At 43.8% G+C, this 25,133-nt stretch carries 22 protein-coding genes; 8 read left to right on the forward strand and 14 right to left on the reverse strand.

The genetic code is table 11. The features are described 5' to 3' along the window. Positions 1–7: 7 nt before the first annotated feature. The 3 genes from miaB to epmB form a co-directional block, all read right to left on the reverse strand. Positions 8–1,348, reverse strand: coding sequence for a tRNA (N6-isopentenyl adenosine(37)-C2)-methylthiotransferase MiaB (gene miaB, locus NEJAP_RS02715; protein WP_201349184.1), 1,341 nt, complete (start codon positions 1,346–1,348; stop codon positions 8–10). 261 nt (positions 1,349–1,609) lie between these two features. Further along, positions 1,610–2,095, reverse strand: coding sequence for a hypothetical protein (locus tag NEJAP_RS02720; protein WP_201349185.1), 486 nt, complete (start codon positions 2,093–2,095; stop codon positions 1,610–1,612). A 126-nt stretch (positions 2,096–2,221) separates the two neighbouring features. Then, a complete protein-coding gene (epmB, locus tag NEJAP_RS02725; protein WP_201349186.1) occupies positions 2,222–3,232 on the reverse strand; it encodes an EF-P beta-lysylation protein EpmB in 1,011 nt (336 codons plus the stop codon). A 142-nt stretch (positions 3,233–3,374) separates the two neighbouring features. Here epmB and efp point away from each other — a divergent pair, with 142 nt between their 5' ends. Next, a complete protein-coding gene (efp, locus tag NEJAP_RS02730; RefSeq protein ID WP_028468067.1) occupies positions 3,375–3,935 on the forward strand; it encodes an elongation factor P in 561 nt (186 codons plus the stop codon). A 128-nt stretch (positions 3,936–4,063) separates the two neighbouring features. Here efp and NEJAP_RS02735 read toward each other — a convergent pair whose 3' ends face one another. Both NEJAP_RS02735 and NEJAP_RS02740 read right to left on the reverse strand, forming a co-directional pair. Beyond that, complete coding sequence (locus NEJAP_RS02735; protein ID WP_201349187.1) at positions 4,064–4,903, reverse strand: alpha/beta fold hydrolase; 840 nt, start codon at positions 4,901–4,903, stop codon at positions 4,064–4,066. Between the two features lie 59 nt (positions 4,904–4,962). Further along, on the reverse strand, positions 4,963–6,942 hold the full coding sequence (locus tag NEJAP_RS02740) for an autotransporter outer membrane beta-barrel domain-containing protein (protein WP_201349188.1): 1,980 nt from the start codon (positions 6,940–6,942) through the stop codon (positions 4,963–4,965). A 629-nt stretch (positions 6,943–7,571) separates the two neighbouring features. Between NEJAP_RS02740 and epmA the strand changes: the two genes are divergently transcribed. Then, a complete protein-coding gene (epmA, locus tag NEJAP_RS02745; protein WP_201349189.1) occupies positions 7,572–8,537 on the forward strand; it encodes an EF-P lysine aminoacylase EpmA in 966 nt (321 codons plus the stop codon). A 53-nt stretch (positions 8,538–8,590) separates the two neighbouring features. Here the strand turns inward: epmA and NEJAP_RS02750 are convergent, their stop codons facing one another. Continuing rightward, positions 8,591–9,745, reverse strand: a complete 1,155-nt coding sequence (locus tag NEJAP_RS02750) for a MalY/PatB family protein (RefSeq protein ID WP_201349190.1) — start codon at positions 9,743–9,745, stop codon at positions 8,591–8,593. A gap of 347 nt (positions 9,746–10,092) precedes the next feature. Between NEJAP_RS02750 and NEJAP_RS02755 the strand changes: the two genes are divergently transcribed. The 3 genes from NEJAP_RS02755 to rimI are packed head-to-tail and all read left to right on the forward strand — an operon-like array spanning position 10,093 to position 12,987. After that, positions 10,093–11,634, forward strand: a complete 1,542-nt coding sequence (locus tag NEJAP_RS02755; protein WP_201349191.1) for a 2-isopropylmalate synthase — start codon at positions 10,093–10,095, stop codon at positions 11,632–11,634. A 5-nt stretch (positions 11,635–11,639) separates the two neighbouring features. Further along, on the forward strand, positions 11,640–12,545 hold the full coding sequence (locus NEJAP_RS02760) for a hypothetical protein (RefSeq protein WP_201349192.1): 906 nt from the start codon (positions 11,640–11,642) through the stop codon (positions 12,543–12,545). Next, positions 12,511–12,987: a ribosomal protein S18-alanine N-acetyltransferase gene (rimI, locus tag NEJAP_RS02765; RefSeq protein ID WP_201349193.1), complete on the forward strand. Its 477-nt coding sequence runs from the start codon at positions 12,511–12,513 to the stop codon at positions 12,985–12,987. Before NEJAP_RS02760 ends, rimI begins: the two co-directional genes overlap by 35 nt. Here rimI and NEJAP_RS02770 read toward each other — a convergent pair. Then, a complete protein-coding gene (locus NEJAP_RS02770; RefSeq protein ID WP_201349194.1) occupies positions 12,980–13,945 on the reverse strand; it encodes a diguanylate cyclase domain-containing protein in 966 nt (321 codons plus the stop codon). The genes rimI and NEJAP_RS02770 overlap by 8 nt on opposite strands. 179 nt (positions 13,946–14,124) lie before the next feature. Beyond that, positions 14,125–15,792: a 2-isopropylmalate synthase gene (gene leuA / locus NEJAP_RS02775; protein ID WP_201349195.1), complete on the reverse strand. Its 1,668-nt coding sequence runs from the start codon at positions 15,790–15,792 to the stop codon at positions 14,125–14,127. Positions 15,793–16,142: 350 nt separating this feature from the next. Between leuA and NEJAP_RS02780 the strand changes: the two genes are divergently transcribed. Further along, on the forward strand, positions 16,143–16,637 hold the full coding sequence (locus NEJAP_RS02780) for an Lrp/AsnC family transcriptional regulator (protein ID WP_201349196.1): 495 nt from the start codon (positions 16,143–16,145) through the stop codon (positions 16,635–16,637). A gap of 108 nt (positions 16,638–16,745) precedes the next feature. Then, a complete protein-coding gene (locus NEJAP_RS02785) occupies positions 16,746–17,414 on the forward strand; it encodes an energy-coupling factor ABC transporter permease (RefSeq protein WP_201349197.1) in 669 nt (222 codons plus the stop codon). A 16-nt stretch (positions 17,415–17,430) separates the two neighbouring features. Here the strand turns inward: NEJAP_RS02785 and NEJAP_RS02790 are convergent, their stop codons facing one another. The 6 genes from NEJAP_RS02790 to NEJAP_RS02815 form a co-directional block, all read right to left on the reverse strand. Beyond that, positions 17,431–17,967, reverse strand: a complete 537-nt coding sequence (locus tag NEJAP_RS02790; protein ID WP_201349198.1) for a response regulator transcription factor — start codon at positions 17,965–17,967, stop codon at positions 17,431–17,433. Further along, positions 17,960–19,210 (reverse strand): ATP-binding protein, encoded by a 1,251-nt coding sequence (locus NEJAP_RS02795; protein WP_201349199.1) that lies wholly within the window; start codon positions 19,208–19,210, stop codon positions 17,960–17,962. Before NEJAP_RS02795 ends, NEJAP_RS02790 begins: the two co-directional genes overlap by 8 nt. Before the next feature lie 214 nt (positions 19,211–19,424). Beyond that, positions 19,425–19,802, reverse strand: coding sequence for a RidA family protein (locus NEJAP_RS02800; RefSeq protein ID WP_028468078.1), 378 nt, complete (start codon positions 19,800–19,802; stop codon positions 19,425–19,427). Between the two features lie 93 nt (positions 19,803–19,895). Then, positions 19,896–21,458, reverse strand: a complete 1,563-nt coding sequence (locus NEJAP_RS02805) for a BCCT family transporter (RefSeq protein ID WP_201349200.1) — start codon at positions 21,456–21,458, stop codon at positions 19,896–19,898. 80 nt (positions 21,459–21,538) lie between these two features. Next, a complete protein-coding gene (locus NEJAP_RS02810; protein ID WP_236591038.1) occupies positions 21,539–22,549 on the reverse strand; it encodes a dipeptidase in 1,011 nt (336 codons plus the stop codon). Positions 22,550–22,562: 13 nt separating this feature from the next. After that, a complete protein-coding gene (locus tag NEJAP_RS02815; RefSeq protein WP_201349201.1) occupies positions 22,563–24,008 on the reverse strand; it encodes an aldehyde dehydrogenase family protein in 1,446 nt (481 codons plus the stop codon). A 93-nt stretch (positions 24,009–24,101) separates the two neighbouring features. On the opposite strand from NEJAP_RS02815, the gene NEJAP_RS02820 reads away from it, so the two are divergent. Next, positions 24,102–24,995 (forward strand): LysR family transcriptional regulator, encoded by an 894-nt coding sequence (locus NEJAP_RS02820; protein WP_201349202.1) that lies wholly within the window; start codon positions 24,102–24,104, stop codon positions 24,993–24,995. The last annotated feature ends 138 nt before the right edge of the window (positions 24,996–25,133 follow it).

Here is a 25,133-nt window from a genome sequence, read left to right on the forward strand (position 1 = left end):
AATGGGTTTAGTCGAGCTCAGAGCTAACAAGCTCACCAAGCAAGGAGTTCTGGTAAGCATCAAGGATGCGCACATCCGCAAAATGCCCTATCAGATTTGGATTATCGCACTTGAAATTAACAACACGGTTGTTTTCGGTGCGTCCTGATAAAAGTCCAGGGTCTTTTCTGGAGTAGCGGTTAACCAGAATGCGTTGGGTAGAGCCAATCATGCGACGGCTAATCTGCATTGTTTGCTGGATAATACGTGTTTGCAAAATCTGTAAATGTTCTTTTTTGGTTTCTTCAGACACGGTATCAGGCAGATCAGATGCGGGTGTTCCTGGGCGTCTGCTGTAGACGAAGCTGAATGAGTTATCAAAACCTATCTCTTGGATGAGGTTCATAGTTGCTTCAAAATCTGCTTCGGTCTCACCCGGAAAGCCGATGATGAAGTCAGAGGACATAGTTAGCTCTGGGCGTATTTTCATCAATCGGCGTATTTTTGATTTGTATTCTAATACAGTATGTCCACGCTTCATGGCCATCAGAATGCGGTCAGAACCAGACTGTACAGGTAGGTGAAGATGGTTAACCAGCTCTGGTACGTCAGCAAAAGCTTGAATTAAATTGTCTGTAAACTCGACAGGGTGTGAAGTAGTGAAACGGATACGATCGATCCCATCAACCGCCGCAACGTTACGAATCAACTCAGCTAAATCTGCGGTGTCGCCATCATGTGTATCACCACGGTAGGCGTTGACGTTCTGGCCTAATAGGTTTACTTCTCTGACACCTTGCTCAGCTAGCTCAACGCACTCAGTAATAACGTCATCTATTGGGCGGCTAACTTCTTCTCCGCGTGTATAGGGAACGACGCAGAATGAACAATATTTACTACAGCCCTCCATTACAGAGACAAATGCTTCAGCGCCTTCGGCTTTGGGTGTGGGTAAAACGTCGAATTTTTCAATCTCAGGGAAACTGATATCAACGATACCTTTTTGTCCCTGGTTGGTTAGGTCGATCATTTCTGGCAGGCGGTGTAGTGTTTGCGGGCCGAAAATCATATCAACATAAGGCGCGCGTTTAAGGATGTTATCACCTTCTTGGCTAGCTACGCAGCCGCCTACGCCAATAATTAGATCTGGGCGCTTGTCCTTTAATTTACGCCAGCGTCCCAGCTGATGAAAAACCTTTTCTTGCGCTTTTTCCCTAATAGAACAAGTATTTAATAACAGGACATCGGCATCATCCAGGCTATCGGTTAACTCCAACTTATGACTTTCACCAAGTAGATCTGACATACGGGCAGAATCATACTCGTTCATTTGACAGCCATGAGTTTTAATAAATAGCTTTTTCGCCATTACACACCTTGTTCTATCGTTTGCAAAAAGACCGGTCATTGTACTGGATAGAGGGGCGTTTTAATAGGTATTGCGGTGTGCGTTAAAATCGATTTTATCGTGAGCTACATGCAGATCACAACGCCTAGCTTCACATGTAGTGATGAGTAAAAAAGAAGTGCTAGTGTTAATGTGTTGTGTGCGTAGGTGATAGGGGTATTCAGGGTGCTTTCTTGTGAGCGTTAAACATTCCAAAGAAAGAACCCTGAGTGAGCAGGTTATTTATTGAACACATGACCCGCTAGTAAGTTTGGTTAGCCTGTCACCTTGTGCAATTTCAACGCTGCCATCACTAAATATAATTTCTACATGGTCAACATCGATACAATCAATTTTTGCTCGGCCCCACGTATTTTTCCACGAATTACCTTTGCTGTACTCGCCGGGGTGAACGGGGCCTGCAACACGCAAGTAGGCGCTGTGATCTCTGCTTTTTCGAGCGCGTACAATATTGCCGTCTTTGTCATAAGCGGTAGCACGAAACAGTATGTATTGATAAGTGCCGGATGAAGAGTTAGTGAAGTGAATATTGGCACCTACTGAACCACGTTTTTTCTTTTGGATAGGTTCGGCAAGCTCCAGTGTGATCAAGGGTTCTGGTACGTAAACTGGTATGGGTTCTGGTGCCTTGACTATCTCTTTCTCAGTGCTACAAGCGACCAATAAGGCGAGCGTAATAAGAATAAATGATCGTTTGATGAGCTGCATTGATAAGTCCTGTGACGATAGCTAATGGCATGATTAGAGAGTAGACACTCATTGTTCAGGTGTGGTTCCCTTTATACACCAGTTAGCTTAAGGGAGGCTGATTAAATTTTTTTGACTACCCATAGTTTAGCTCAAAGAAAGTAATGTTTTTGACGGCCGACCGGGTATCTCTCGTGCAAGTTTAGGGACAAGGTAACCAGGAAGTTCTGTTTGTAGCTCTTTCATTAAAGCAATAGCATCGCTATCGCTAATGTCAAAGTGAGCGGCTCCGTGAACAGGGTCGAGAACAAAAAGGTAGTAAGGAAGAACGCCACACGTAAAGAGTGTTTCACTGAGGGTCTTCAGGCAATCAACCGAGTCATTAATGCCTTTTAAAAGAACAGACTGGTTTAGAACGGTTACCTTAGCTGCTTGTAATTTAGCAATGCTCCCGGCTACCTGAGTGTCGACTTCGTTGGCGTGATTAATATGTAAAACGCAGACAGTGCTAAGGCGAGAAGATGCTAACGTTTGGCACAGAGTATCGGTAACACGTTGAGGAATGACCACGGGAAGACGGCTATGGATTCTGAGTCGTTTTATATGCGTGATAGCCTCAAGATCATTAATCATGCTACTTAAACGCTTATCTGGGGTGGCTAACGGGTCGCCACCTGAGAAAATAACCTCAGTAATGTTTTGGTTATTCTGCAAGTATTGCAATACTTGTTGCCATTGCTGGCTACCTAGCTGGTTTTCTTGATAAGGAAAGTGACGTCTAAAACAGTACCGACAATTAATGGCGCAGGCACCGCTAAGAATAAGAAGCACTCGGCCTTTATACTTGTGGATTAGCCCAGGAGCTGGGTTAGTATCGAGTTCTTCCAATGGGTCATTCGAGTAGCCTGGGTAGCGTTCCATTTCTGCTGATTGAGGTAGCACTTGTAGTAGCAGTGGATCGTTAGGGTTGCCTTTTTCGATACGGTTTAAATAAGGCTCAGGAACTCTAATAGCAAAATTTTTCGCTGCGTGAGAGCAAGCCGGCAGTGATTGTGAGTCTAATTCAACTTTATCTAATAGTTCATCAAGGTTACAAGTAGACTGTCTTAGCAGGGTTTGCCAGTCGGTTTCGATGAAAATAGGTGTAATATGGTTCATGATGACTGGAGCCTGAGATAATTCAATTTTGCTCGCATTCTCCTTTCAAGTAGAATAGGTGTCAATTTTGGTGTGAAAACCTTTTTAGCTCGACTATTTTTTAGTGAAATTATTTTAGCTTAATTATTAATTAGAGAAAATTATGGGATATTCCGCGAACCAGTTAAAAAACGGCCTAAAAGTGATGCTTGAAGGCGATCCATGTGCGATGCAGGATGTAGAGTTTGTCAAACCGGGTAAAGGCCAAGCGTTTACTCGTGTGAAAATGCGTAATTTGCTTACCGGTCGTGTTTGGGAACGTACTTTTAAATCTAACGAAAGCGTTGAAGGCGCAGACGTTATGGACCGCGATATGGAATACCTCTATAACGACGGTGAGTTGTATCATTTCATGGTGCCGGTTACTTTTGAGCAATACGCTGCGGATGAAACAGCGGTAGGTGATGCTGCTAAATGGCTCAAAGAAAATGACACCTGCATGGTTACACTCTGGAACGATAACCCAATCGCGATTACAACAGCTAATTTTGTTGAACTCGAAGTTGTTGAAACTGATCCAGGTTTAAAAGGTGACACTGCTCAGGGAGGCTCTAAGCCGGCTAAATTGAGTACAGGTGCATCCGTTCGTGTTCCCTTGTTCATTGAGCAGGGTGATATTTTAAAAATTGATACACGTACTGGCGATTACGTTAGCCGTGCGTAGTTTTTAAATACAATTAAAACGGCAGCTTCGGCTGCTGTTTTTGTGATCTATTACCATTAAAAAAATTGCTTATGTTGTTTTGATGTGAAAAGTGTAACCTTCTAACTAGTTTTATTTAAGGCATATCACTAATTTTTATTTGGTAGCTCTGCCCACAATTGTGGCCACTTTTCGATCCAGCAGCAAGAATGATCAAAATTATCAATAACGGTCAAAAATACCTCTGAGTCGTGAGGGTACATATTTAGATAAGAGATCATGAGTTTGGCTGGGATGGTTTTATCCTCTGCTCCTACGAAGTGTTGTTGTCGAATGTTCTTAAGTGTGTTTATTGAATTTATAGCGTTTAGCGATCCCTTTAATGGTGACACTTTGTGATAAGCAGTCCATGCTGAATGATCGATATTTCCCGCCACGCTTATAATACGTGTAACATCGTCTCTTTCAGCTGCTACGAGAGACGCAATACTAGCCCCCCCAGAATAACCTACAAGCTCTATAGATGAGGCAGAGTACTTACTCTTAAGGTTAGAGATGGCTTGATTGACTGATGAGACTATGTTTGAAGCAAAACGCATATTTGTCCAATACTTTTGGCTGCATGATGGGTCAGCTACATACTGGCAGGGGCGTGCAAGATATATAGCCGTCCCTTTGGGTTGACTAAGTGCTAACTCAAGTGCGAGAGGGTTTGTAGGTGTGGGGTTGCTTGAAGGCTGGTCTCGTGAAAGCCATGCCAACCCATCTCCTTCAATATAAACGGTTATATGATTGGTGCTAATCAAGTCCTTAAAAGAATAGGAGCGTAATAAAAAGCTATCAGTCTGTATGTTATATCCGTTCCAGTTCTTGGTGGCTGAAAGAGTTTCAGCGATACCATATCGCTCACTATACGATGGTACTGAACGACACGCCTCTAAAGATATAATGCAAAGTATTGTGAATGCTATGTGAATAGATTTGATCATGATTAATATCTCAAAAAAGCCGTCATTGATGATGACGGCTTCTGATTCAACAGCTCATGTCAGAACATCCAGCGTAATTTCACACTAGCAGTCTGGTTTAAAAAATCTTCACGATAGCCTACATCATAGCGAGCATTAATTTCGGTACCATTCTCTAATGTATAAACAAGTCCCATTCCCGCATTAGTTCTCCATGGATCAGGGTCGATACCGTAGGTTACAAAGCTCGCCGTTGGAGCACCAGCAAAAGCAGAGGTTATACTCGATCTACCATTATGTAAGTCATAAGCAACACCTATATTTGCTGTGAACTTAGTTTCATCACTGACCTGATGAGTAAGCTTGCCGTCAACACCCACTAGTAATTCGGTTGTACTGCGTTTTTCCACATTTAAATTAAGTACACCTGCTCCAGACTCGTCATAAGACTCATCTTCTATCCAGGTATAATCTGTTCTGATTGAAGGGGTAAAGGTTGTCTTTCCACTAACATCGAAATTTTTAGCAACTTCGACCCCAGCATGCGCACTTAAACTGTCAAAGTCGGAACTAGCAGTAGTTGAAGTAAAGGCTATCGTTCTCTGTCCTTTGTTACTGTTATGACCGACGTCAATTTGGAAATTTAGGTCAATATTTTCACTTAGAGCATAGCTACCATAACCAACAAGCTGATACACATCAGTTTGCAAGCTTTGTGGAGCTACAGAAGATTTACTATCAACATCTGAATTGGCATAAGCGAAAGCTATACCTAAACGATAATTGTCATTCATTAGACCATCAAAACCGGCAGCAATACCGTATGTGTCAACATCAAAACCTGCAACGCCACCAGTGTTTTTTTGATCTGCCCACGAGCCGAACGGCTTTAACCAAAAATATTGTTCACTAACAAAATCGTCACCTGACGACAAACCTTGGTTAGAATTAGTACGAGCCTGAATAATGCGATTGATGCCATTCAATGCATTTTTAGCAGCAAGTGCAGACGAGCCGGTAAGCAATGGGAGAGTTTGAGATGCTGCATCAGAAACCTCTTGGTCACTGCTCAATCCAGCATCCGAAAACACTGAAAGCAATGCGGTATTATTATCTATAACTGATGCAGCTCCAAAAGCAGAAGAGTTGCTTAACGTTGTAGAAGAATCTAGGACACTTAAGCCTGAAATGGCTTCAATGGCAGCGGTAATGTCTGAACCGAAAACATAGTAATAAGTTAATACTAGGGATTCAGACGTTAGAAGGCTTTCGTCATAAAACGACATACCAAGTGTGTAGTCACCATTACCATCATCAGTTCCAGCATAATAAACTGTTGGGTCTGAGGACCAGCCACTACTTATTCCGGTATTTACGCCCGAAGTAGAAGCCGTGTAATAACCAAGAATGTACTTACTCACCAATGCTTCAGCATAAACTAAATTCTCAGCTGCAACAGAACCGTTTCCTCTAATGTTCGTTGTGGCGCTACTATCGCCAGGTGCAGCATTCGCATCCGGATCAATAAGTCTAAGGAAGTAAAGATCTGTCAGGTCTTTTGATGCTGTTATTGTAGTCACAACTTTAATGATTTGGTCGCTATCTTCGAAGCTTATATCATTGGTAATATCAAATAATTTACCACTACCAGGGTCATATGAGCCAACCCATTGAACACTATTAGTTGTACCTGAGGAAGTATCAGAAAAAGAACTAAAGTTTACACCTAGGCCAAAGCCTCCGGAGTTATTTGAACCTGAGTTATATGTTGTTCCTCCATTGGAAGTTCTAAAATAATAGCCTTCGTATGGGGCCCCAGGAGTCAAGTAATCATACGCAGTATTGAAAGTTCCAGTGCCCGTGCTGTCGTAGAGAATGCCAGGGGAAGTGCTGCCAATCGAGCCGACTGTACCGTAATGATTGGTACCAATCTTTATGAAATCACCAGTCAGGCTTATAGGAGATGGTGATGCTAGCGCCTCGCCACAACTAAGTGCAACCGCCAAAGATAGTGCACAGCGTTTAAATACCCGCTCCATTCTCATTCTTTCCTTGCTCATACAAAGCCTCAATATAAATAAAGTAAATAAATATATAGTGCAAGATTCATTAATAAGCCATGCCATTACTCATGGTTTTATTCCTTAGTTTGATGAGGATCATTATATAAATAATTTGCAAGCACTTACTTGCCAGATGTTTTTCTTGAAATATCATTATTTTTGGATGGGTAGTGGCCTAGTGCTATCGTTCTGTTGTACCCCTGACACATAGAAGATGGTCGGGTTTTAAAAGGGTTGATGAGCAAAAAGTGCTTTTAACTTGGTTTTATTCTCCTAATTAATAAGGCTGCATTCTGATGATTTAGTGCTTTTGGGGGCTGATGTTTGCTTCTGATAATGTAAGTATTCATGAAATGTGTGTGTTAAGTAATACGCCAGCCCCTGTGTTAAATCGCTGATGGTTTTTAGGGGGAATAAGAGTGCTTTGGCAAGCTAGGTAGAGTGTGACTAGTTCATATTAGAGAATTAACTGCGCTATGAATATCAAGAATAGAGAGATGTTTATTGGTCGAGTGTTTAGCTTATTTCATAATAGAGCAATGAATTATAAAATGTGTGCTTGGTGTTGGCAGCTTCGGCTGCCGTTTTTGTTTCTTGTATTGTTGCTAGTAAATGGTGTTATGTAAATGTCTGACTGGAAACCGACGGCTTGTGTTGAAAATCTACACAAAAGAGCCGCTATATTAGCATTGATTCGTCAGTACTTTACTGAGCAACAGGTACTTGAGGTTGATGCAGCTGTTTTGTCTCAGTGTGCGGTGAGCGACCCTTGTATTGACTCGTTGGAGGTGAGTTTTCGCAGTTATCCTGAAGCAGAGGCAGAGATTTACTATCTGCAAACATCGCCAGAATATGCCATGAAACGTCTGTTGGCAGCGGGCAGCGGCTCAATTTATCAAATGGGTAAAGTGTTCCGAAATGGGGAAGAGGGACGCTTTCATAACCCAGAATTCACTATGTTGGAATGGTATCGTCTGGGTCTTGATGATAATGAACTAATGGATGATGTTGAGCGCTTGGTGCGTTTGGTATTGGGTATTGGGCCGATTAGACGTTGTACATATAATTCTGTTTTTTTAGAAAAGCTGAGTATTGATCTGTCAAAGACGAGTACTGCAGAACTAGCCGCCGTTATGCGTCAACACGTTGAAGTGGATATGGGTCTAGAAGACCGTGATGCGTGGTTAAATTTATTGATGTCACACGTGGTTGAGCCTTTGTTAAAAGATGAGCCCGTGTTTATTACAGATTACCCTGCGAGCCAATCAGCACTGGCGCGCATTAAAGAGAATGCGACAGGTGAATCAGTGGCCGCCCGCTTTGAGTTATTTGTTGGAGGGATGGAGTTGGCAAATGGTTATCACGAGCTTACTGACCCTGAAGAGCAGCAGCGTCGATTAGATGCTGATCAGCTGATAAGGCAGTCGTTAGCGTTGCCTCAGCGACCATTGGAGCAGCGTTTGGTGACAGCACTTGAATGGGGTTTACCTAACTGTGCAGGCGTTGCGTTAGGTGTGGATAGGTTGGTTATGCTGGCCTTGCAGGCCTCACACATTGAAGAGGTTATACCTTTCACATTTAGAAATGCCTGATAGAGGCTTTTTGCGCCTGCTTTAAGCCTGATAAAGCTTAAAGCAGGCCTTTATTATGCTGGTAGGTGATTAAGTAGTGCGCTTTTTATGCGCTTAATGGCCTCTTCTAGTAAAGGTCTTGGGCAACCAAAATTAAGTCGCATATAGTTGGCATCACCAAAATCTCGCCCTGGTGACATACCAATTCCCGCCTCTTCAAAAAAGCGTGCAGGGTTTTCTAATTTTGCCGCTGATATATCTATCCACGCTAAATATGTGGCTTCAATGGGGTTAAGTTTTAAGCCGGGGATTTGATTGAGCTCTTGTATTAGATAGTCTCTGTTTTCTCTTAAATAACGTAGCTGCTTTTGATTCCAGTCATCACCGGCTTGGTAGGCGCCAATAGCGGCGGTATAACCGAGTAGGTTAACGTCAGGTACGATACCTTTTCTTACATTGATAAATTGTTTACGTAGCTGTTCATCAGGAATTATAGCAAACGAGCAACCCAGACCGGCAACATTGTAAGTTTTACTTGGTGCCATGAGGGTAATGGTGCGTGAGGCGCTATCTGAATTCAACGAAGCCAGGGGGATATGCTGTAAATCGGGTTCAAGAATTAGGTCGCAGTGGATCTCGTCAGAACAAATGGTGAGCTGATGCTTTTTAGCTATAGCAGCTAGCTGCAGTAACTCCTCTTCTCTGTATACGCTACCGCCTGGATTGTGAGGATTGCAGAAAAGAATCATATGAGTATCAGGTGTAATAGATTTTTCTAGCACGGCGAAATCAAGAATAAAGCGCTCGCCCTCCTGTGTCATTGGAACCTGAATGACTTTGCGTTTTGATAGGTGCGGTGCTGAAACAAACGGTGGGTAAATCGGCTGAGGGGAAATAACATGGTCGCCAGCATCACCCACCGCTCTGCAAGCTAAATTTAATCCGCAGACAAGGCCGGGTAACCATACTAACCAGTCTGTTTCGATCTTCCATTGGTAAAGCGACTGCATTCTATCAATGACTAGCTGGTTGAGTTCTGCTGGTGTATTGGTGTAACCAAATACACCATGCTCAACGCGTTTTTGTAGTGCTTGAATGACGCTAGGAGGGGCCATGAAGTCGGTATCTGCAACCCACATAGGAAGAATTTCAGTGTCTCGGTATCGCTCCCATTTTTGGCTGGCAGTGTCGCTACGATCAATAAAAGTATCAAAATTTATGGGGGTCATCAGGTTCTCCTACTTTATTCTGCGTTTGCTTAATAAATGAGAGTGATTTCTCATGGTAATTGTAGCGGCTGAGAGGTTACAAATAGCTAGCTTCAGGTTATAGTTATCGGTAATTCAAATCAATTCGGTTAACAGGTGAATATGCAATTCGTGAGTGCCTATGTGAACAACATAGCACGTGTTGATACGACACCCACTGCATGTGGTGAATTAACTCGTTTACAGCCTCTACGTCCACTGCTTTAGGGTAGTGATGTCGCGTTCTCGTCCTTGTTAAATTTCGTTAAAATAATTCGTTTAATTCAGTACTTTTGTTATGCACTGAATAACTGATTGGAGCCCCTCCGATGAGCACTAAAGATCAAGTCATAATTTTCGATACAACGTTGCGTGATGGTGAACAGAGTCCTGGTGCTTCAATGACCAGAGATGAAAAGCTGCGTATTGCCAAGCAGCTAGAAAAAATGCGTGTGGATGTAATAGAGGCAGGCTTTGCTATTGCTTCACCGGGTGATTTTGAATCTATTAAAGCGATCGCTGATACGGTAACTGAGAGCACAATTTGTTCATTATCACGTGCATTGGATGCGGATATTGATCGTGCTGGAGAGGCTCTTGCGGGAGCGGCTTCTGGGCGTATTCACACCTTTATCGCAACATCACCCATTCATATGAAGTATAAGCTTCAAATGACGCCTGACCAAGTGATTGAGCATGCGGTGCATGCCGTTAAGCGTGCGCATAACCTGATCAGCGATGTTGAGTTTTCATTGGAAGATGCGAGCCGTTCCGAGCTTGATTTCATGTGTCGCATTATTGAGAAAGTAATTGATGCGGGTGCTCGCACCATCAATATCCCTGATACGGTTGGTTATGCAATACCTGAAGAGTTTGGATATACCATTGGGCAGTTGTTACAGCGTATACCTAATGCCGATAAGGCAATTTTCTCGGTTCATTGTCATAATGATTTAGGTTTGGCAGTTGCGAACTCATTAGCGGCGGTTACCGCAGGTGCTCGCCAAGTAGAGTGTACGATTAATGGTCTGGGTGAGCGTGCAGGTAACGCTTCACTTGAAGAGTTTGTCATGGCCATCCGTACACGTAAGGATCTATTGGGCTTGCAAACTAATATTGATACGACACAGATTGTTCCTGCGTCGCGCCTAGTATCCAGTATTACGGGCTTTCCTGTGCAGCCGAATAAAGCCATTGTTGGTGCTAATGCATTCGCACATGAGTCTGGTATTCATCAAGACGGCGTGCTCAAGCACCGCGAAACTTACGAAATCATGACAGCTCAAGATGTTGGCTGGCAAACTAACCGTATGGTGATGGGTAAGCATTCAGGACGTAATGCTTTTCGCTCTCGCCTAGATGAGCTTGGAACAACTTTCAGCTCGGATGCTGAGTTGAATCATGCCTTTGCGCGGTTCAAAGACCTTGCTGATAAAAAACATGAGATTTTTGATGAAGACCTTATTGCGTTAGTGTCTGATGTGCGTGCTGCGGATGCTTATGAGAAGTATAAGCTGTCTTCTTTGAATGTTACCTCACAAACAGGAGAGGTCCCTGTTGCGCAAGTTTCGTTGGTGGTTGATGGTGCTGAGTTTAAAGCAGAATCAGAAGGTGGTGGGCCCGTTGATGCCGCGCTAAAAGCGATTGAAGAGATTGTGCATTCTGATTCAACTCTCGAACTCTACTCGGTTAATGCTATTACCAGTGGGACTGATTCACAAGGTGAGGTGACGGTACGCTTAGAAAAAGAAGGACGGATTGTGAACGGCATGGGATCTGATATTGATATCATTATTGCTTCAGCTAAGGCATACCTTCATGCGCTTAATCTGTTAGATGCGAATATTCAAAAAGCGCACCCTCAGGTTTAATGATCATGTCGTCGGAGCAGTTAGAGCAGCGTCGCCATCGATATTTGGCGGCAATGGGGGTGACCAGCTGGTTGCCTCGTGCTGTATTGTCGGGTGCTAAGTCTTCGCCAGACAGTGTTTATCAATTTTTGTATGGGCACGAGGATGAAGACTTTGCGTCTGATACTGATCTAGATAATGACGTAGCTGGGGCTACAGGCGTTAAGTCTAATGTTGATACGATTTCTTCCGAACTGAAGAAATCTCATATAGCACCCGTGACGGCAGAATCTCTGCAGTTGTCTTCGACTAGTGTTGCGCCTACTGGCATTAATAGCAAAACGCAGGCGGCGGGTTTAAATGGTAGTCGTCACTCCGCTGAGGTTCGTGCTGCGTCTACTCCCATTGATATCCCGCAGTTAGCGATCGAAGCGCGTGTTAATAAAGAGAAAGCACCGCGCTTTCGTTTGGGGTTTTGGCTGTATAAAGATGTATTGGTCATTGACAGCCTTCCTTTACTGAGTCGAGGTGGAGTTACACAAGAGAAGTACCAAGCCCTTTGTGCAAATATGGTCAGGGCCATGGGTTTAAGTGCTGAGCTATTGGCTACACCTTATGTGCTTGCTTGGCCGATGTTGGCGGGTAGCTCATTGGACCAAGGGAAGGCGGAAGCCTCATTGGCTGTGAATCATAAAATACAGAAGCTTTTATCGTTGGCTAAACCACGTCTATTGTTGTTTTTAGGCGAGCCTGCTGCGCAGATGTCTATGCAGCGCTCTGAAAGCTTAGATGAGCTGCGTGCCGTAGTTTTCAATTACACGAGCCAAATTAAAGCGCTAACTTCTTTAAGTTTGACGCAAATGATTCAGATCCCTGAATGTAAGAAAGAGGTTTGGAATGACCTCCAGAAAGTCTTGCCTACCGATGGTTGAATTTTCCCTTCTATGTGAAGGTAATATTGCCTCTATTATGCCTATTGAAACACGGCTCTTTGCAGAGGAGTGCTGGAGTGAAGGGCAAGTTAAAAGCCAATTGAACAATCCGCGTTGTTTAAATTTGGCAGTAAGTATATCAAAAGAATTACTCGGTTTTGTGCTTGTTAGCAGTGTGTTAGATGAGGCGGAGCTCTATCAGATTGCTATTCTTCCCAAAGCTCAAGGGCTCGGTTTAGCGACAAGCCTGTTGCATGAATTAGTAAACAGGCTGAAGGATTTGGGTATTACCCGTTTGATGCTAGAAGTAAGAGAAACCAATACTGCGGCCGTTAAACTATATACGTCATTTGGTTTCGTGCTTGATGGATGTCGCAAGGGCTATTACACCTCGTTACAAGGGCGAGAAGATGCCTTGCTGTATAGTTACCAGATTATTTAATACTCGCTTTTGTATCGATTAAGTGGGTGGTGCTTCCTGTCAGCATATCAGCAAAGCATATGTGTTGATTTCTTCCTGACTCTTTCGCGACATAGAGAGCTTTGTCAGTTTGCTCAATTAATGAGGCGACGTTTTTCGCTCCGAATCGAGTTGATGTTATACCTAGGCTTGCCGTTATATGATCACAGGTAGGCGAAAAATCATGCAAAATTTTATTTTTAGCTAAATCTATAATTATTCTATCAGCGAGCATTTTTGCACCTTCAACGGGAGTGTTGGGTAAGATGATCATGAATTCTTCACCGCCATAGCGAGCCAATAAATCAGCAGGTCTAAATAATTGTGCTTGTAGCAGTTTGCTGAATGTTTTTAAGCATTCATCCCCTTGAGGGTGGCCATAGTTATCATTATAAGATTTGAAGTGGTCGATATCTAAGAGAACGATGGATAATTCTGTTTTTTCTCGTTGAGCTACTCTCCATGCTCGGTCAAGAGCCTCATCCATACCACGACGGTTAATTGCTTCTGTTAATGGATCAACATGTGTGAGCTTCAATAGTTGCTGGTTTGCTTCATCTAGTGCGGCTTTCATTTGTGCAATACGTGACATTGCACGTATTTTAGCACTGAGTACAACGCTATTAACGGGCTTTGTTAGGTAATCGTCGCCACCAGCATCAATACCTTCAGCTAAATGTTGATCATTGGTTTGTCCGCTAAGAAAAATAATAGGAAGCCATTGTTCTTTTAAGCGTTCACGAATTTGACGTGTTAGTTCAAAGCCGTTTATATCTGGCATTTCCACATCCATGAGAATGAGGTCAATGTCCGTTTTATCGAGGACTTTATGAGCTTCTTCTGCCCCTGAGGCTGAAAAAGGAGTGTAGCCTTCATGTGTGATGATGGCGCTAACCATTTCGCGTATTAATCTGTTGTCATCAACAACTAATATCTGCATGCAGAACGCCTATTAGTTAGTATTTGAGCCTTTAACAAAACTAAAGACTCAATTAAGTAGAATTGAATATAACTCTATAAAGTTATAGCAAAGAAACTACGAAAAACCATTATTATTTAGGCTAGTGGTTGATTTGATTATAAAGATCCGCTTAGTAATAACACCGGATGAGAAGCGCGTTAAGCTGCGCCTTTCATCTGGTGTGTGTTGCTTTTAGAGAATGCTGTTAACACGGCTTGAAGAGCCGCTCCAGATGTATCTTCTGCTATGGCTACTGCAGAGTACGCATCGCCATTGATGGTTAATGCCACGCTAGCTTGAGCATGAGCAGTGCTGCCGTGAGCCATTGAGTGCTCATCAAATTGAGAGATTTCAATAGCGACACAGTACTGTTGAGCTAAAGCATTACACAGAGCATCAACCGCTCCCGTACCTTTACCAGTAAGCATATTTTGGCTGTGGTTTATATCAAACTGCGCACTTATATGCCCGTCGCCTGTATGTAGGTCGTAACCATTTAACAACCATTGCCCGGAGTTGGCTGTAAAGTGCTGATCAAAGAGCGCTTTAATTGTTTTTGCTGAGATTTCTTCGCCTGAGGTTTCAGTTGCCTGTTGTACGACCTTGCTAAGTTCTGCATGCATCCATTTTGGCAAGGTAATGCCATAATCTCGTTCTAACACAAGTGCAACGCCGCCTTTACCACTTTGGCTGTTGATGCGTATGACGGCTTCATACTCGCGACCAATATCTCTTGGGTCTATAGGTAAGTAGGCTACCTCCCAAAAGTCTAGATTATGTTCTTCATGGTAATTAATGGATTTACGAATAGCGTCTTGATGGCTACCAGAAAATGCAGTGTAAACGAGTTCTCCTGCCCACGGATGTCTAGCTGCTACGGGTAGCTCAGTGCAATATTCCACAACATTGATAATCTCTTTAATGTCAGAGAAATCTAACTCAGGATCGATCCCCTGGGAGTATAAATTCATTCCCATGGTAACGATGTCCATGTTGCCGGTACGCTCGCCATTACCGATTAATGTGCCTTCAATACGATCGGCTCCTGCCATAACTCCTAACTCAGCAGCAGCCACGCCACAGCCACGATCGTTATGCGTATGTAAGCTGATCTCTACTAGATCACGTTGTTTTATGTTGCGACAAAACCATTCGATTTGATCGGCAAAAACATTGGGCGTTGATACTTCAACGGTTGCTGGCAAGTTAATAATCATGCCACGACCTTTATCTTGCGCCCACACCTCTATAACGGCATCGCACACTTTTACCGCGTACTCCATTTCGGTGCCGGTAAAGCTTTCAGGTGAATATTGGAAGCGCCATGCTGTTTGTGGGTATTGCATTGCATATTCTCGTACCCACTTAGCGCCTTGGACGGCAATCGCTTTAATGCCATTTTTATCTAAGCCAAAAACTTGCTCGCGCTGTACAGTGGATGTTGAGTTGTATACATGCACAATCGCTTGCTTTGCGCCTTCAAGTGCCTCGTATGAGCGGCTAATTAACTCTTCTCGAGCCTGCGTTAATACTTGAATGCAGACGTCATCTGGAATTAATTTTTCTTCAATTAACTTACGTACAAAGTCAAAGTCAGGCTGCGATGCTGAAGGGAAGCCGACTTCAATTTCTTTGAACCCTAATTTAACCAATAAAGTGAACATACGTGTTTTTTGTTCAACATTCATTGGGTTGATCAGCGCTTGGTTACCATCCCTAAGATCCACACTGCACCAGTTAGGCGCTGATGTAATCTGTTTATCTGGCCAAGTGCGGTCAGAAAGGCGAATCGGAGTGAAAGGACGATATTTGCGATGATCAAACATAACCGGTTTCCTGAATGTAATGATAAACAGTGAGTAAAAAATTCACATAAACAATGGCTGGCAAAGCCCTGATTCGCTATATAAGTGCGGCAGGGCTTGCTGAATATCTGTTGCTCTTGTGGGGCAGAGAGTCGCTGGGTAAGCGATGAAAAAACAGCTGAGATATATAACTTTTGATTACGTTCTCGCCGGAAATCGGGTAGATACCGGTCTGTTATTCAATGACACAAAGTTTACGTAGATTGCTGCGCAATTACCTTGCTAATGTTGCTGAATGCTTTTTGTTTACGCAAATTTATGTAACTATTTGGTTTAAAATATTGATTTTAATTGCGTTACTATAGGTTTTGATGATGTTAGGTGTTGAGTTGGACCGTTTTGATATAACAATATTGCGTGAACTGCAGCGGGATGCATCGTTGTCTAATCAGGAATTAGCAGAACGGATTGGCTTAACGGCTGCGCCGTGCTCGCGCCGAGTAAAGCATTTGGAAGATTCTGGTGTTATTGCTAATCGTGTTATTCGAGTAAGCGAGCGTAGTGTGGGACTGAATCTCATAGCTTTGCTGCACATAAGCATGGATAAACATATTCCAGAACGATTTGAGACATTTGAGAAAGAGATCAGTTTAATATCAGAAGTGATGGAGTGTTATTTGATTACAGGACATGATGCCGATTATCAGCTTAAAGTTGCGGTTCCGGATATGGATAGTTATCACGATATATTATTAGGAAAGATCACTCGTATTAAAGGCGTTACTGGCGTTAAATCTGCTTTCATTATGCGTAAAGTGATTGATACAACAGCTGTGCCATTGCACTATATTCCTTCTCATCGGTGAGCAAGCTAGACTTTATTTATACTTAGATCTGCTTTCCAAGCATTTTATATTCATTAGAAAAGCGTAGAATTACTCAATATAAGCTCTTTCTTAATTAATGATTTTGATATGAATATTACAGATAGTCTTCTTTCAGGTTCGTGGCTGTGGATAGCAGATATTCTCTATCTGTGTGCACTTATGTTTGCGCTGTGGCGTAGTCCGTGGCAAGTCATTGTCAATAACAGAGGGCTACAGCATCTATTCTGTGGTGCAACGGTGCTGTTGTTACTTATGTGGAGTATGAGGGCTGGTATTTCGCCGGGATTAAGCATCCATTTTCTCGGTGTTACAGCACTCACTCTCATCTTAGGGTGGGATTTGGCGATACTTTCAGGGTCATTGGTTTTATTAGGGATGACGTTGATGGGTAAAGAAAGTTGGCAAGGTTTTGCCGTCAACGGCTTATGCTTAGTTGTTATTCCTGCATTTCTAACGTATTGGATTCATCGGCTGGTGGATAAAAAGTTACCAAAGAACTTTTTTATCTATCTGTTCATCTGTGGCTTTATGGGGGCTGGCGTGGTGATTGCTGTTTCGGGTGTCGCTGTGTCCACCATACTCTGGCTTGATGGGGTTTATCCGTGGAGTAAAATTCAGCACGAATATATTAACTACTTACCACTGATCATGTTCCCTGAGGGATTAATGAATGGCATTCTGATGACAGGAATAATGGTGTTTTATCCCGACTGGATAAGAACCTTTAATGCACGTCTGTATATTGATGAGCAATAACGTGTTAATGCCCCGATTATTGTCTAACGGGGTGTTTGGCTAGCTTGCGTTGTAAGGTTCTGCGGTGCATATCTAGCGCCCTCGCTGTGGCTGAAACATTGCCATTATTTTCACTCAACACTTTTTGAATATGCTCCCACTCTAGTCGGTTAACTGACATGGGCTGGTTGGATATATCAACCTCTTCATCGGCATCGCTTTGCTCAAGAGCATGCAGAATTTCGTCTGCGTTGACTGGCTTTGGCAAGTACTGTGTTGCACCAAGCTTGATGGCTTCAACCGCGGTAGTGATGCTTGCGTAGCCCGTTAAAACGACGATGCGCACCATAGGGTGTGCTAGCTTTAATGGTTGAATAACTGTTAGTCCTGAGGCTCCTTCCATTTTTAAGTCCAGTGATACAAAATCAGGTAGCCAGTTCTTTATTACTTCAAGCGCTTCTTCGGCGCTTCGAGCAACCTTTACATTAAAGTTACGCTTTGTAATGGCGCGTGCTAATACGCGTGTGAAAGTGGCATCATCATCGATAATTAAAAACTTTTGTTGTTCAGCCATGAACACTTCTCCGGGATAAGCGAACTTCAGTGATTGTACCTTTACCCTGTGCAGCATAGAGTTTAACGTCGCCGTCATAATGGGCGAGCGTTGTCGAGGTGAGGAATAAACCAATACCTAAACCTTTACCCTTGGTTGAGATAAAAGGCTGGCCTAAGGTGTTTGTCTGTTCAACCGATAAACCCGCGCCATAATCTCGGATAGTTAACCAAATAGCCGTTGGCTCCCAGCGTAACGATATCTCAATATTTTTAGGGCAGGCATCAGCGGCATTATTTAAGAGATTTAAAATAGCCTGTCGCAATGCGGTTGTATTGCGCAAATCCGGTGGAAGGTCTTCTTGAATGCTAACGCTGTAAGTTACATCTGGGCGGGTGATATTCCACTGCTCAATGATTTCATCAAGAAGTTCTGTTGCTAGCGATGTTTTTTCGCTGTCTTTCTCTTCGGCAACAGAGCGCGCCATATGTTGTAGTTTATCGGCACAGGTTTGAACTTGCTGCTGGAGGGTATCAATATCCTCCCTGTGTTCATCTGATAGCGTAGAGTCAGTCCGCATCTCATGCAAAATAACACTCATGGTACTAAGAGGCGTACCGAGCTCGTGCGCAGTGCCTGCTGCCATGGTTCCTAACGCAAGTACTTGTTGGTGATGGACTTTGGCTTCCCTCTCTTCAATAAGGCTTTGTTGTTGACGCTGTAGAGCACGGTTGATGCGCACAATAAAATAGGTAATAACAATCACAGTAAGGATGAAGTTCAACCACATCCCCAACATATGAAAATTAAAAAGAGAAGTTAGTGAGTGCTGGTGTTCTGATAGTGCTGTGACCACCGGGACATAGTAAACCAGTAAGGAGCCGTATATCGCCGTTACTGTGATAGCCATCATCCAAATATAGCGGTTATTGAGTGTCATAACTGTAATGATTAGGGGGATCAACAGCATAAAAATAAAGGGGTTAGTGCCTCCACCTGATTGGTACAGTATAAAGCCGTAAATAATGGCGTCTGCGAGTAACTGAGTGAAAAACTCGGGTTGAGTGACGGGCCAAGAAGAGTGAAGACGTGCGTAGGTTATTAGGTTCAATAAACCTAATAACAGCAATGCTAAGCCGGTGGCCCATGGGTTGAGGTCGACTCTTAAATAAAGAAGTGCAAATGCAACCGCGCAACACTGACAAAACAGGATAACAAAGCGAATGTAGGTTAATTGCAATAACTGTTGATGGTTGCCTGCCACGTCCTGCTCCAAAGTAAGGTTAGGACGAATTATAACTGAAAAGTACTGCGTTGCAGATTGAGACAAATTGTCGCGGTGGTTGTCAGTGCCTAAGATTTGCGGATGTTAAAAACAGCACTGCTAAACCACAACTCTTTTATTGTGATTAGTGGTTTAGCAGTAATTAGTCTGAGGTTGACTATTACTAATTTAGCATTGGAAGCTAAGCTGTGTATTACTGCGGTACTGCAGCGTAGACAACTACTTCACACAGCATCTCTTCGCGAGCAAGCCCAGCGACTATCATTGCTGCACGGTTTGGATAGGGCGCTGCAAAATATTCTGCATAGACCTTGTTGAAAATAGGTAGTTGCTCGCGAGCAGTGACATAGATTAGGACTTGCGTCACATCATCCATAGTCAGTTTAGCTGCTTCAATGGTGTGTTTTAAGTTATCCATCGTTTGGCGTGCCTGGGCTTCAATACCGCCTTCAACAACTTTCCCGTTTACATCAATAGGGATCTGAGCTGTATAGAATTGGTTGTTAGCGATAATAGCCCACTCTAGTGGTGCGGCTGAGGCAAAGAGGTCTGTTTTTACAGCTGTTTTCATATGGGTTACCACTTTATTTAAAACATGAATGTGAGTAATTATTTCTAATAAGCAAAAGGAGCCTGAGTTAGGCCCCTTGCTTAATTCAGGCAATTAAAGCCCTTGTTCATCCGCCATTTTTATAGCGATTTGTGGAGCCGTCCATAATGAAGGTAGCAACACCAGAGATACTGGAACTGCGGTCACGACAATAAAAGACTGTAGTGCTGAAATACCACCTGAGCCTATAGAGATCAGTAGTGCAGCAACAACACCCATCATGATGCCCCAAAACACGCGTACAGCGCTTTTAGGGTGGTCAGTCCCTGTCATTACCATAGATACTGCGTAGGTCATTGAGTCACCGGTTGTGGCGACAAAAATCGTAGTCAGAATCAAGAACAGTACAGAGATCACAAAACCCATAGGTAGCTGCTCAGTAATAGCTAGCAAGGCGGCAGGTAAATTGAAACCAGTGAAAGGCTCAGAGATAACACCTGGGTTTGCTAGCTCAAATGCTAAGCCGCTACCGCCTACAATGGTGAACCAGAAACAGGTGATAACCGGTGCAACAATGGAGATGAGCAAGATCATTTGACGAATAGTACGGCCACGAGAGATACGTGCTACAAACATTGCCATTAATGGGCCATAGCCTAGGAACCAGCCCCAAAAGAAAACTGTCCACCAGTCTAACCAGCCTGGGCTAGCACGAAAAGTTGCCATTGGAATGAATTGATCCAGGTAGATACCAAAAGAGTGCAGGTAGCTATCAATGATGAAGGCGGTTGGGCCAAAGAAGAGAATAAATGCCATTAGGGCAACAGCAAGTATAACGTTGGCACGACTTAGTATCTGTATACCACGGGTTACACCACTCACAGCTGATAATGTGTAGATGGCAATAAGTCCGAGTAAAATCATGACCTGAGTTGTATAGGTGTTTGGAATGCCGAAAAGCTTTTCCAGTCCAAAGCTTACTTGCAACCCAAGAAAGCCGATGGGGCCGACAGTTCCCGCTACAACAGCAAGTACACAACAAGAATCGACAATAGCACCGAAAGCTCCCTTCATGACACGATCGCCAAATACTGGGTACAGCAAGGTACGGGGTTTGAGAGGTAGTCCTTTTTCATAATGCAGGTACATGAACACAATACCTGTCAGGCTGCCAAGAATTGCCCAAGCAAGAAAACCCCAGTGCATAAAGCTTTGAGCTAATGCGTTGTAGGCTGCTGCAGTGGTACCCGATTCACCACCATATAACGGCGGAGGCGAGGTAAAGTGAGCCATAGGCTCAGCTGCTGCCCAAAAAACACCCCCACCGGCTAGCAGGGTACACATGATGATAGATATCCACTGGAAGGTCGACATCTCCGGAGCTTTTAAACCTCCTAGGACAACCGCGCCGGTGCGCCCAATCGTCAGGAAAATACCGATAACAAATGTTAACAGTAGTAATACTTGCCAATAGGCACCGAAATATTTTGTTGATGTTGCAAATGCACTATTTACCCAGCCAGACATCATATCGATGTTATAGAGTGCTAGTACTGCAAACAGTACTATTACTCCACCGCTGATAAGGAATACTGGCATATCTACGCCTGCCAGTAATTTACCTTGGCTGCTATCTGGCGTGTCTGTCGCCAGAGAAGCCTGAGTTGCGTTACTCATAGTAGTCTCCTGATGGATCTCTTATATTTATTGGTGTATCAGGTCATCTATTTAATAGTGGAAGCCTATGGCTCCCGTTATTAAACGCCTAGGTTTAATGGCTTTAACGAATCGTCCAGAAAGTTCAGCCAATTCAGCCCCATGACTTTAGCTACCTCTTCAGGGCTAAAACCACGTGCTAACAATCCATTGGTAATATTCGGGAAGTCCCTACTGTCTTTAAACCATGAAAGTGGACGTGGCCAATTCGCATTTGCTTTAGAACCTTCGCCGTAATCCATATCTTTTGACCAGCGACCGTTACGCATCCACTCTAGGATTGATAATGGCTGCTCCTGACAAAGGTCGGTGCCAATGCCTATGTGATTAATTCCCATCAATTCCGCTGTACTGGCCACCATGTCGCAGAATTCATCTAACGTGCAATCCGGACCATTTTTTAGATGGAATGGGTACAAGCTAAAGCCCAGCAAGCCCCCTGATTCACTTAACGCTTTAAGAACCGTATCGGACTTATTACGTTTGGCTTCGTGAAAGCTAGTGGGGTTCGCATGTGAAATCACAATGGGACGTTGTGAAATTTCGATGGCTTCCAGCGTGCTGCGTTCTGCGCTATGGCTCATATCTATAACCATGCCGACACGGTTCATCTCTTTGATCGCTTGGCGGCCAAAGCGAGTAACACCGCTGTCGTGTGCTTCGTAACAACCGCAAGCGAGTAGGCTTTGGTTGTTATATGTCAGCTGCATAATCATTAGGTTTAGCTCACGCATTACCTCGATCATGCCAATATCATCTTCAATGGGTGAGCAGTTTTGCGCCCCAAACATGATGCCTACTTTGCCTAGCTCTTTAGCACGACGAATATCCATCGCGCTTTTCACTGGCATGATGAGGTCGCTATTTTGCTCGAAAAGCCGGTTCCATTCCGAAATGCGCAGCAATGTCTCACGAATCTGTTCATGGTAAACGATGGTGGCATGCACCATCGTTACGCCACCTTCGTGTAGCTGTTCGAAAATTTCTCGGTTCCAGTTCGAATATTGCAGACCGTCAATCACAATCAAATCGTTATGCAGTGCACTATTCATTGATCAGCTCCTGTTAGGCGCGGATGTAAGTCGTTTTTACAATGGTGTAAAACTCTTTAGCATAAGTGCCCTGTTCGCGAGGCCCGAAGCTTGAATCTTTGCGTCCACCAAACGGCACGTGATAGTCAGTACCTGCTGTTGGCAAATTCACCATGACACAACCTGTTTTAGCGTTACGCTTGAAGTCTGTTGCGTATTTCAAAGAGGTCGTACAGATACCACCAGTCAGACCGAAGTTTGTATCGTTCAGAGTGGCTAATGCTTCGGCATAATCTTTAACTTTGATGACACATGCGATTGGCGCGAATGCTTCTTCGCGGTTAATTGTCATGTCATTGCTAGTGTCGGTGAATAGCGCTGGCTGCATGTAGTAGCCGTCAGTTTCTTCTGTGAGTACTTCACCGCCATATACCAGAGTACCGCCTTCAGATTTGGCTGTTTCTAAATAGCGCAAGTTCTGTTCCATCTGGCGAGCATCGGCAACTGCACCAATGTGAACGCCCGCTTTAAGAGGGTGGCCAACAACGAGCTTTTTCATACGCGCTATAACGGCGTCAACAAAGCGGTCATGGATACCTTCCGTAACGATTAAGCGAGAAGACGCCGTGCATTTTTGGCCTGTACCGCCGTAAGCACCACCCACAGCACATTCCACTGCATTATCAAGGTCCGCGTCATCTAAAACGACCAGCGCGTTTTTGCTACCCATCTCTAATTGGCATTTCACTAGGTTTACAGCAGTAGCAGCGGCAACTTTGCGACCAGTCTCTAAAGAACCTGTAAACGTTAATGCATTGATACCACGTGAGTGGATCATTACATCACCTACTTCAGAGCCTGGGCCCATCACTAGGTTGAATGTGCCGGCTGGTAGGCCTTGGCGAGAGATGATTTCTGTTAGCGCCCAAGCACTTGCTGGTACTTGATTGGCCGGTTTGAAAACAATGGCGTTGCCAAATGCTAATGCTGGTGCAATTTTCCAAGCACCGGTAGCGGTTGGAAAGTTCCAAGGCGTAATAATACCAACGACACCGACGGGCTCGCGGCGTGTTTCGATTTCAACACCTGGGCGAACAGACTCAGCTGTTTCACCCATCTGGCGAAGGACTTCGGCTGCGTAGTAATGAAAGAACTGACCTGAGCGGTAAGTTTCACCAACACCTTCTGCAAGCGTTTTACCTTCTTCACGTGCGAGTAATTCACCCAACTCATCTTTGCGTGCAATAAGTTCATCACCAATGGCCATAAGCACCGTGTAGCGTTGTTCTAAACCGCTTTTAGCCCATTCGGCTTGGCCAATAGCTGCTGCAGTAATAGCTGCTTCAGTTTGTGCCTTATCTGCTTGAGCATAATGACCGATCAGGTCGCTGGTATCGGCTGGGCTGATATTTGCCACGCTGTCATTGTTACCTTCTACCCACTCACCTGCGATGTAATTGTTAAATACTGAATCAGACATATTGACCTCCCGAATGTAGTTGGAATGATCATAAAACTTGTGCTGTAATAATAAAAATTAATAAATAATATCCAGTAATAAGGTTTTCTTATCATGCTTCCAGAATTAAAAGTGACTCAGCTTCGCCACTTTGTTTGGGTGTCTGAATTAAAAGGGTTTCATGCTGCTGCGGAGAAAGCGCACCGTACTCAGCCGGCTATCTCGTTATCTATTCGTGACCTTGAAAATAAGTTGGGTGAAGGGCTGTTTGAAAAGCGTAATGCCAAAACGGCTAAAACTGAGCTAACGCCGTTTGGAAGGTATTTTTTGCCTAAAGCAAAAGAGCTTATCGCGCATCATGATCGGATTGCTGAAGATATGATGCTGCTGTCAGAGCACAAAACAGGCCACTTGCGGCTTGCTTCAGTGCCCTCTATTGCTAGCCGGGTATTGCCAGAAATATTGTTGAAGTTTGTCGCTAACTCTCCTTCACTTCATGTGAGCTTCTTTGATGATAATTCAGATGCCGTATTGAAAATGGTAGAGAACCAACAAGTTGATTTTGGTATTTCTCATTTGTTCCATGAGCAGGACCATAGCGATAAGGTGTTTACACCTATTTGGGAGGATCGCATTGGCGTGGTATGCCCAAAAGACCATCCATTGGCGGGAAAGGCGGGTATACATTGGAAAGAGCTAAGGCAGCATCGTCTTATCAGTAATGGGACTTCTCGGCTATTGGAGGATACTGAGGCGCGGCCATTGCTCGGGCACTCTCAGTTTTATATATCGAATATGATTTCACTGATTGCCATGCTGGAGGCCGGGTTTGGTATGACAACCCTGCCTTGGTATGCCTTCCCTAAAGAAAGTACGACGTTGCAGTTCATACCATTGGAAACCCCTGAAGTTACGCGGCGCATTGGGATTGTTAAATTGAGTAATAAGTCACTCACGCCTCCGGCTCAGGCGCTTGTTGATTTTATTCTTGCAGAGAGTAAAAGTTGATTGAGGTCAGTATTGGCTAATTATTTTATGCAAAATTGAAGATGAAGAAAGGGTCTCTAATATAGGAAAAATAATGGTTTAAGGTTGTTTGATAAGTATTGCTTATCGGGTGATATAACCTTTTGATTTGAGTGGTAT

The organism is Neptunomonas japonica JAMM 1380 (genome assembly GCF_016592555.1).
In the GTDB taxonomy this organism is placed as follows: domain Bacteria; phylum Pseudomonadota; class Gammaproteobacteria; order Pseudomonadales; family Balneatricaceae; genus Neptunomonas; species Neptunomonas japonica_A.

Excerpts from the sequence above, each read along its gene's own strand:
- NEJAP_RS02750 (WP_201349190.1), bottom strand. The coding sequence starts at position 9,745 with ATGACCCCCATAAATTTTGATACTTTTATTGATCGTAGCGACACTGCC.
- NEJAP_RS02780 (WP_201349196.1), top strand. The coding sequence starts at position 16,143 with ATGATGTTAGGTGTTGAGTTGGACCGTTTTGATATAACAATATTGCGT.
- NEJAP_RS02790 (WP_201349198.1), bottom strand. The coding sequence starts at position 17,967 with ATGGCTGAACAACAAAAGTTTTTAATTATCGATGATGATGCCACTTTC.
- NEJAP_RS02800 (WP_028468078.1), bottom strand. The coding sequence starts at position 19,802 with ATGAAAACAGCTGTAAAAACAGACCTCTTTGCCTCAGCCGCACCACTA.
- NEJAP_RS02820 (WP_201349202.1), top strand. The coding sequence starts at position 24,102 with ATGCTTCCAGAATTAAAAGTGACTCAGCTTCGCCACTTTGTTTGGGTG.
- efp (WP_028468067.1), top strand. The coding sequence starts at position 3,375 with ATGGGATATTCCGCGAACCAGTTAAAAAACGGCCTAAAAGTGATGCTT.
- NEJAP_RS02735 (WP_201349187.1), bottom strand. The coding sequence starts at position 4,903 with ATGATCAAATCTATTCACATAGCATTCACAATACTTTGCATTATATCT.
- NEJAP_RS02740 (WP_201349188.1), bottom strand. The coding sequence starts at position 6,942 with ATGAGCAAGGAAAGAATGAGAATGGAGCGGGTATTTAAACGCTGTGCA.
- NEJAP_RS02720 (WP_201349185.1), bottom strand. The coding sequence starts at position 2,095 with ATGCAGCTCATCAAACGATCATTTATTCTTATTACGCTCGCCTTATTG.
- NEJAP_RS02785 (WP_201349197.1), top strand. The coding sequence starts at position 16,746 with ATGAATATTACAGATAGTCTTCTTTCAGGTTCGTGGCTGTGGATAGCA.
- NEJAP_RS02805 (WP_201349200.1), bottom strand. The coding sequence starts at position 21,458 with ATGAGTAACGCAACTCAGGCTTCTCTGGCGACAGACACGCCAGATAGC.
- leuA (WP_201349195.1), bottom strand. The coding sequence starts at position 15,792 with ATGTTTGATCATCGCAAATATCGTCCTTTCACTCCGATTCGCCTTTCT.
- NEJAP_RS02810 (WP_236591038.1), bottom strand. The coding sequence starts at position 22,549 with ATGAATAGTGCACTGCATAACGATTTGATTGTGATTGACGGTCTGCAA.
- epmB (WP_201349186.1), bottom strand. The coding sequence starts at position 3,232 with ATGAACCATATTACACCTATTTTCATCGAAACCGACTGGCAAACCCTG.
- NEJAP_RS02815 (WP_201349201.1), bottom strand. The coding sequence starts at position 24,008 with ATGTCTGATTCAGTATTTAACAATTACATCGCAGGTGAGTGGGTAGAA.
- NEJAP_RS02760 (WP_201349192.1), top strand. The coding sequence starts at position 11,640 with ATGTCGTCGGAGCAGTTAGAGCAGCGTCGCCATCGATATTTGGCGGCA.
- NEJAP_RS02755 (WP_201349191.1), top strand. The coding sequence starts at position 10,093 with ATGAGCACTAAAGATCAAGTCATAATTTTCGATACAACGTTGCGTGAT.
- rimI (WP_201349193.1), top strand. The coding sequence starts at position 12,511 with ATGACCTCCAGAAAGTCTTGCCTACCGATGGTTGAATTTTCCCTTCTA.
- epmA (WP_201349189.1), top strand. The coding sequence starts at position 7,572 with ATGTCTGACTGGAAACCGACGGCTTGTGTTGAAAATCTACACAAAAGA.
- miaB (WP_201349184.1), bottom strand. The coding sequence starts at position 1,348 with ATGGCGAAAAAGCTATTTATTAAAACTCATGGCTGTCAAATGAACGAG.
- NEJAP_RS02770 (WP_201349194.1), bottom strand. The coding sequence starts at position 13,945 with ATGCAGATATTAGTTGTTGATGACAACAGATTAATACGCGAAATGGTT.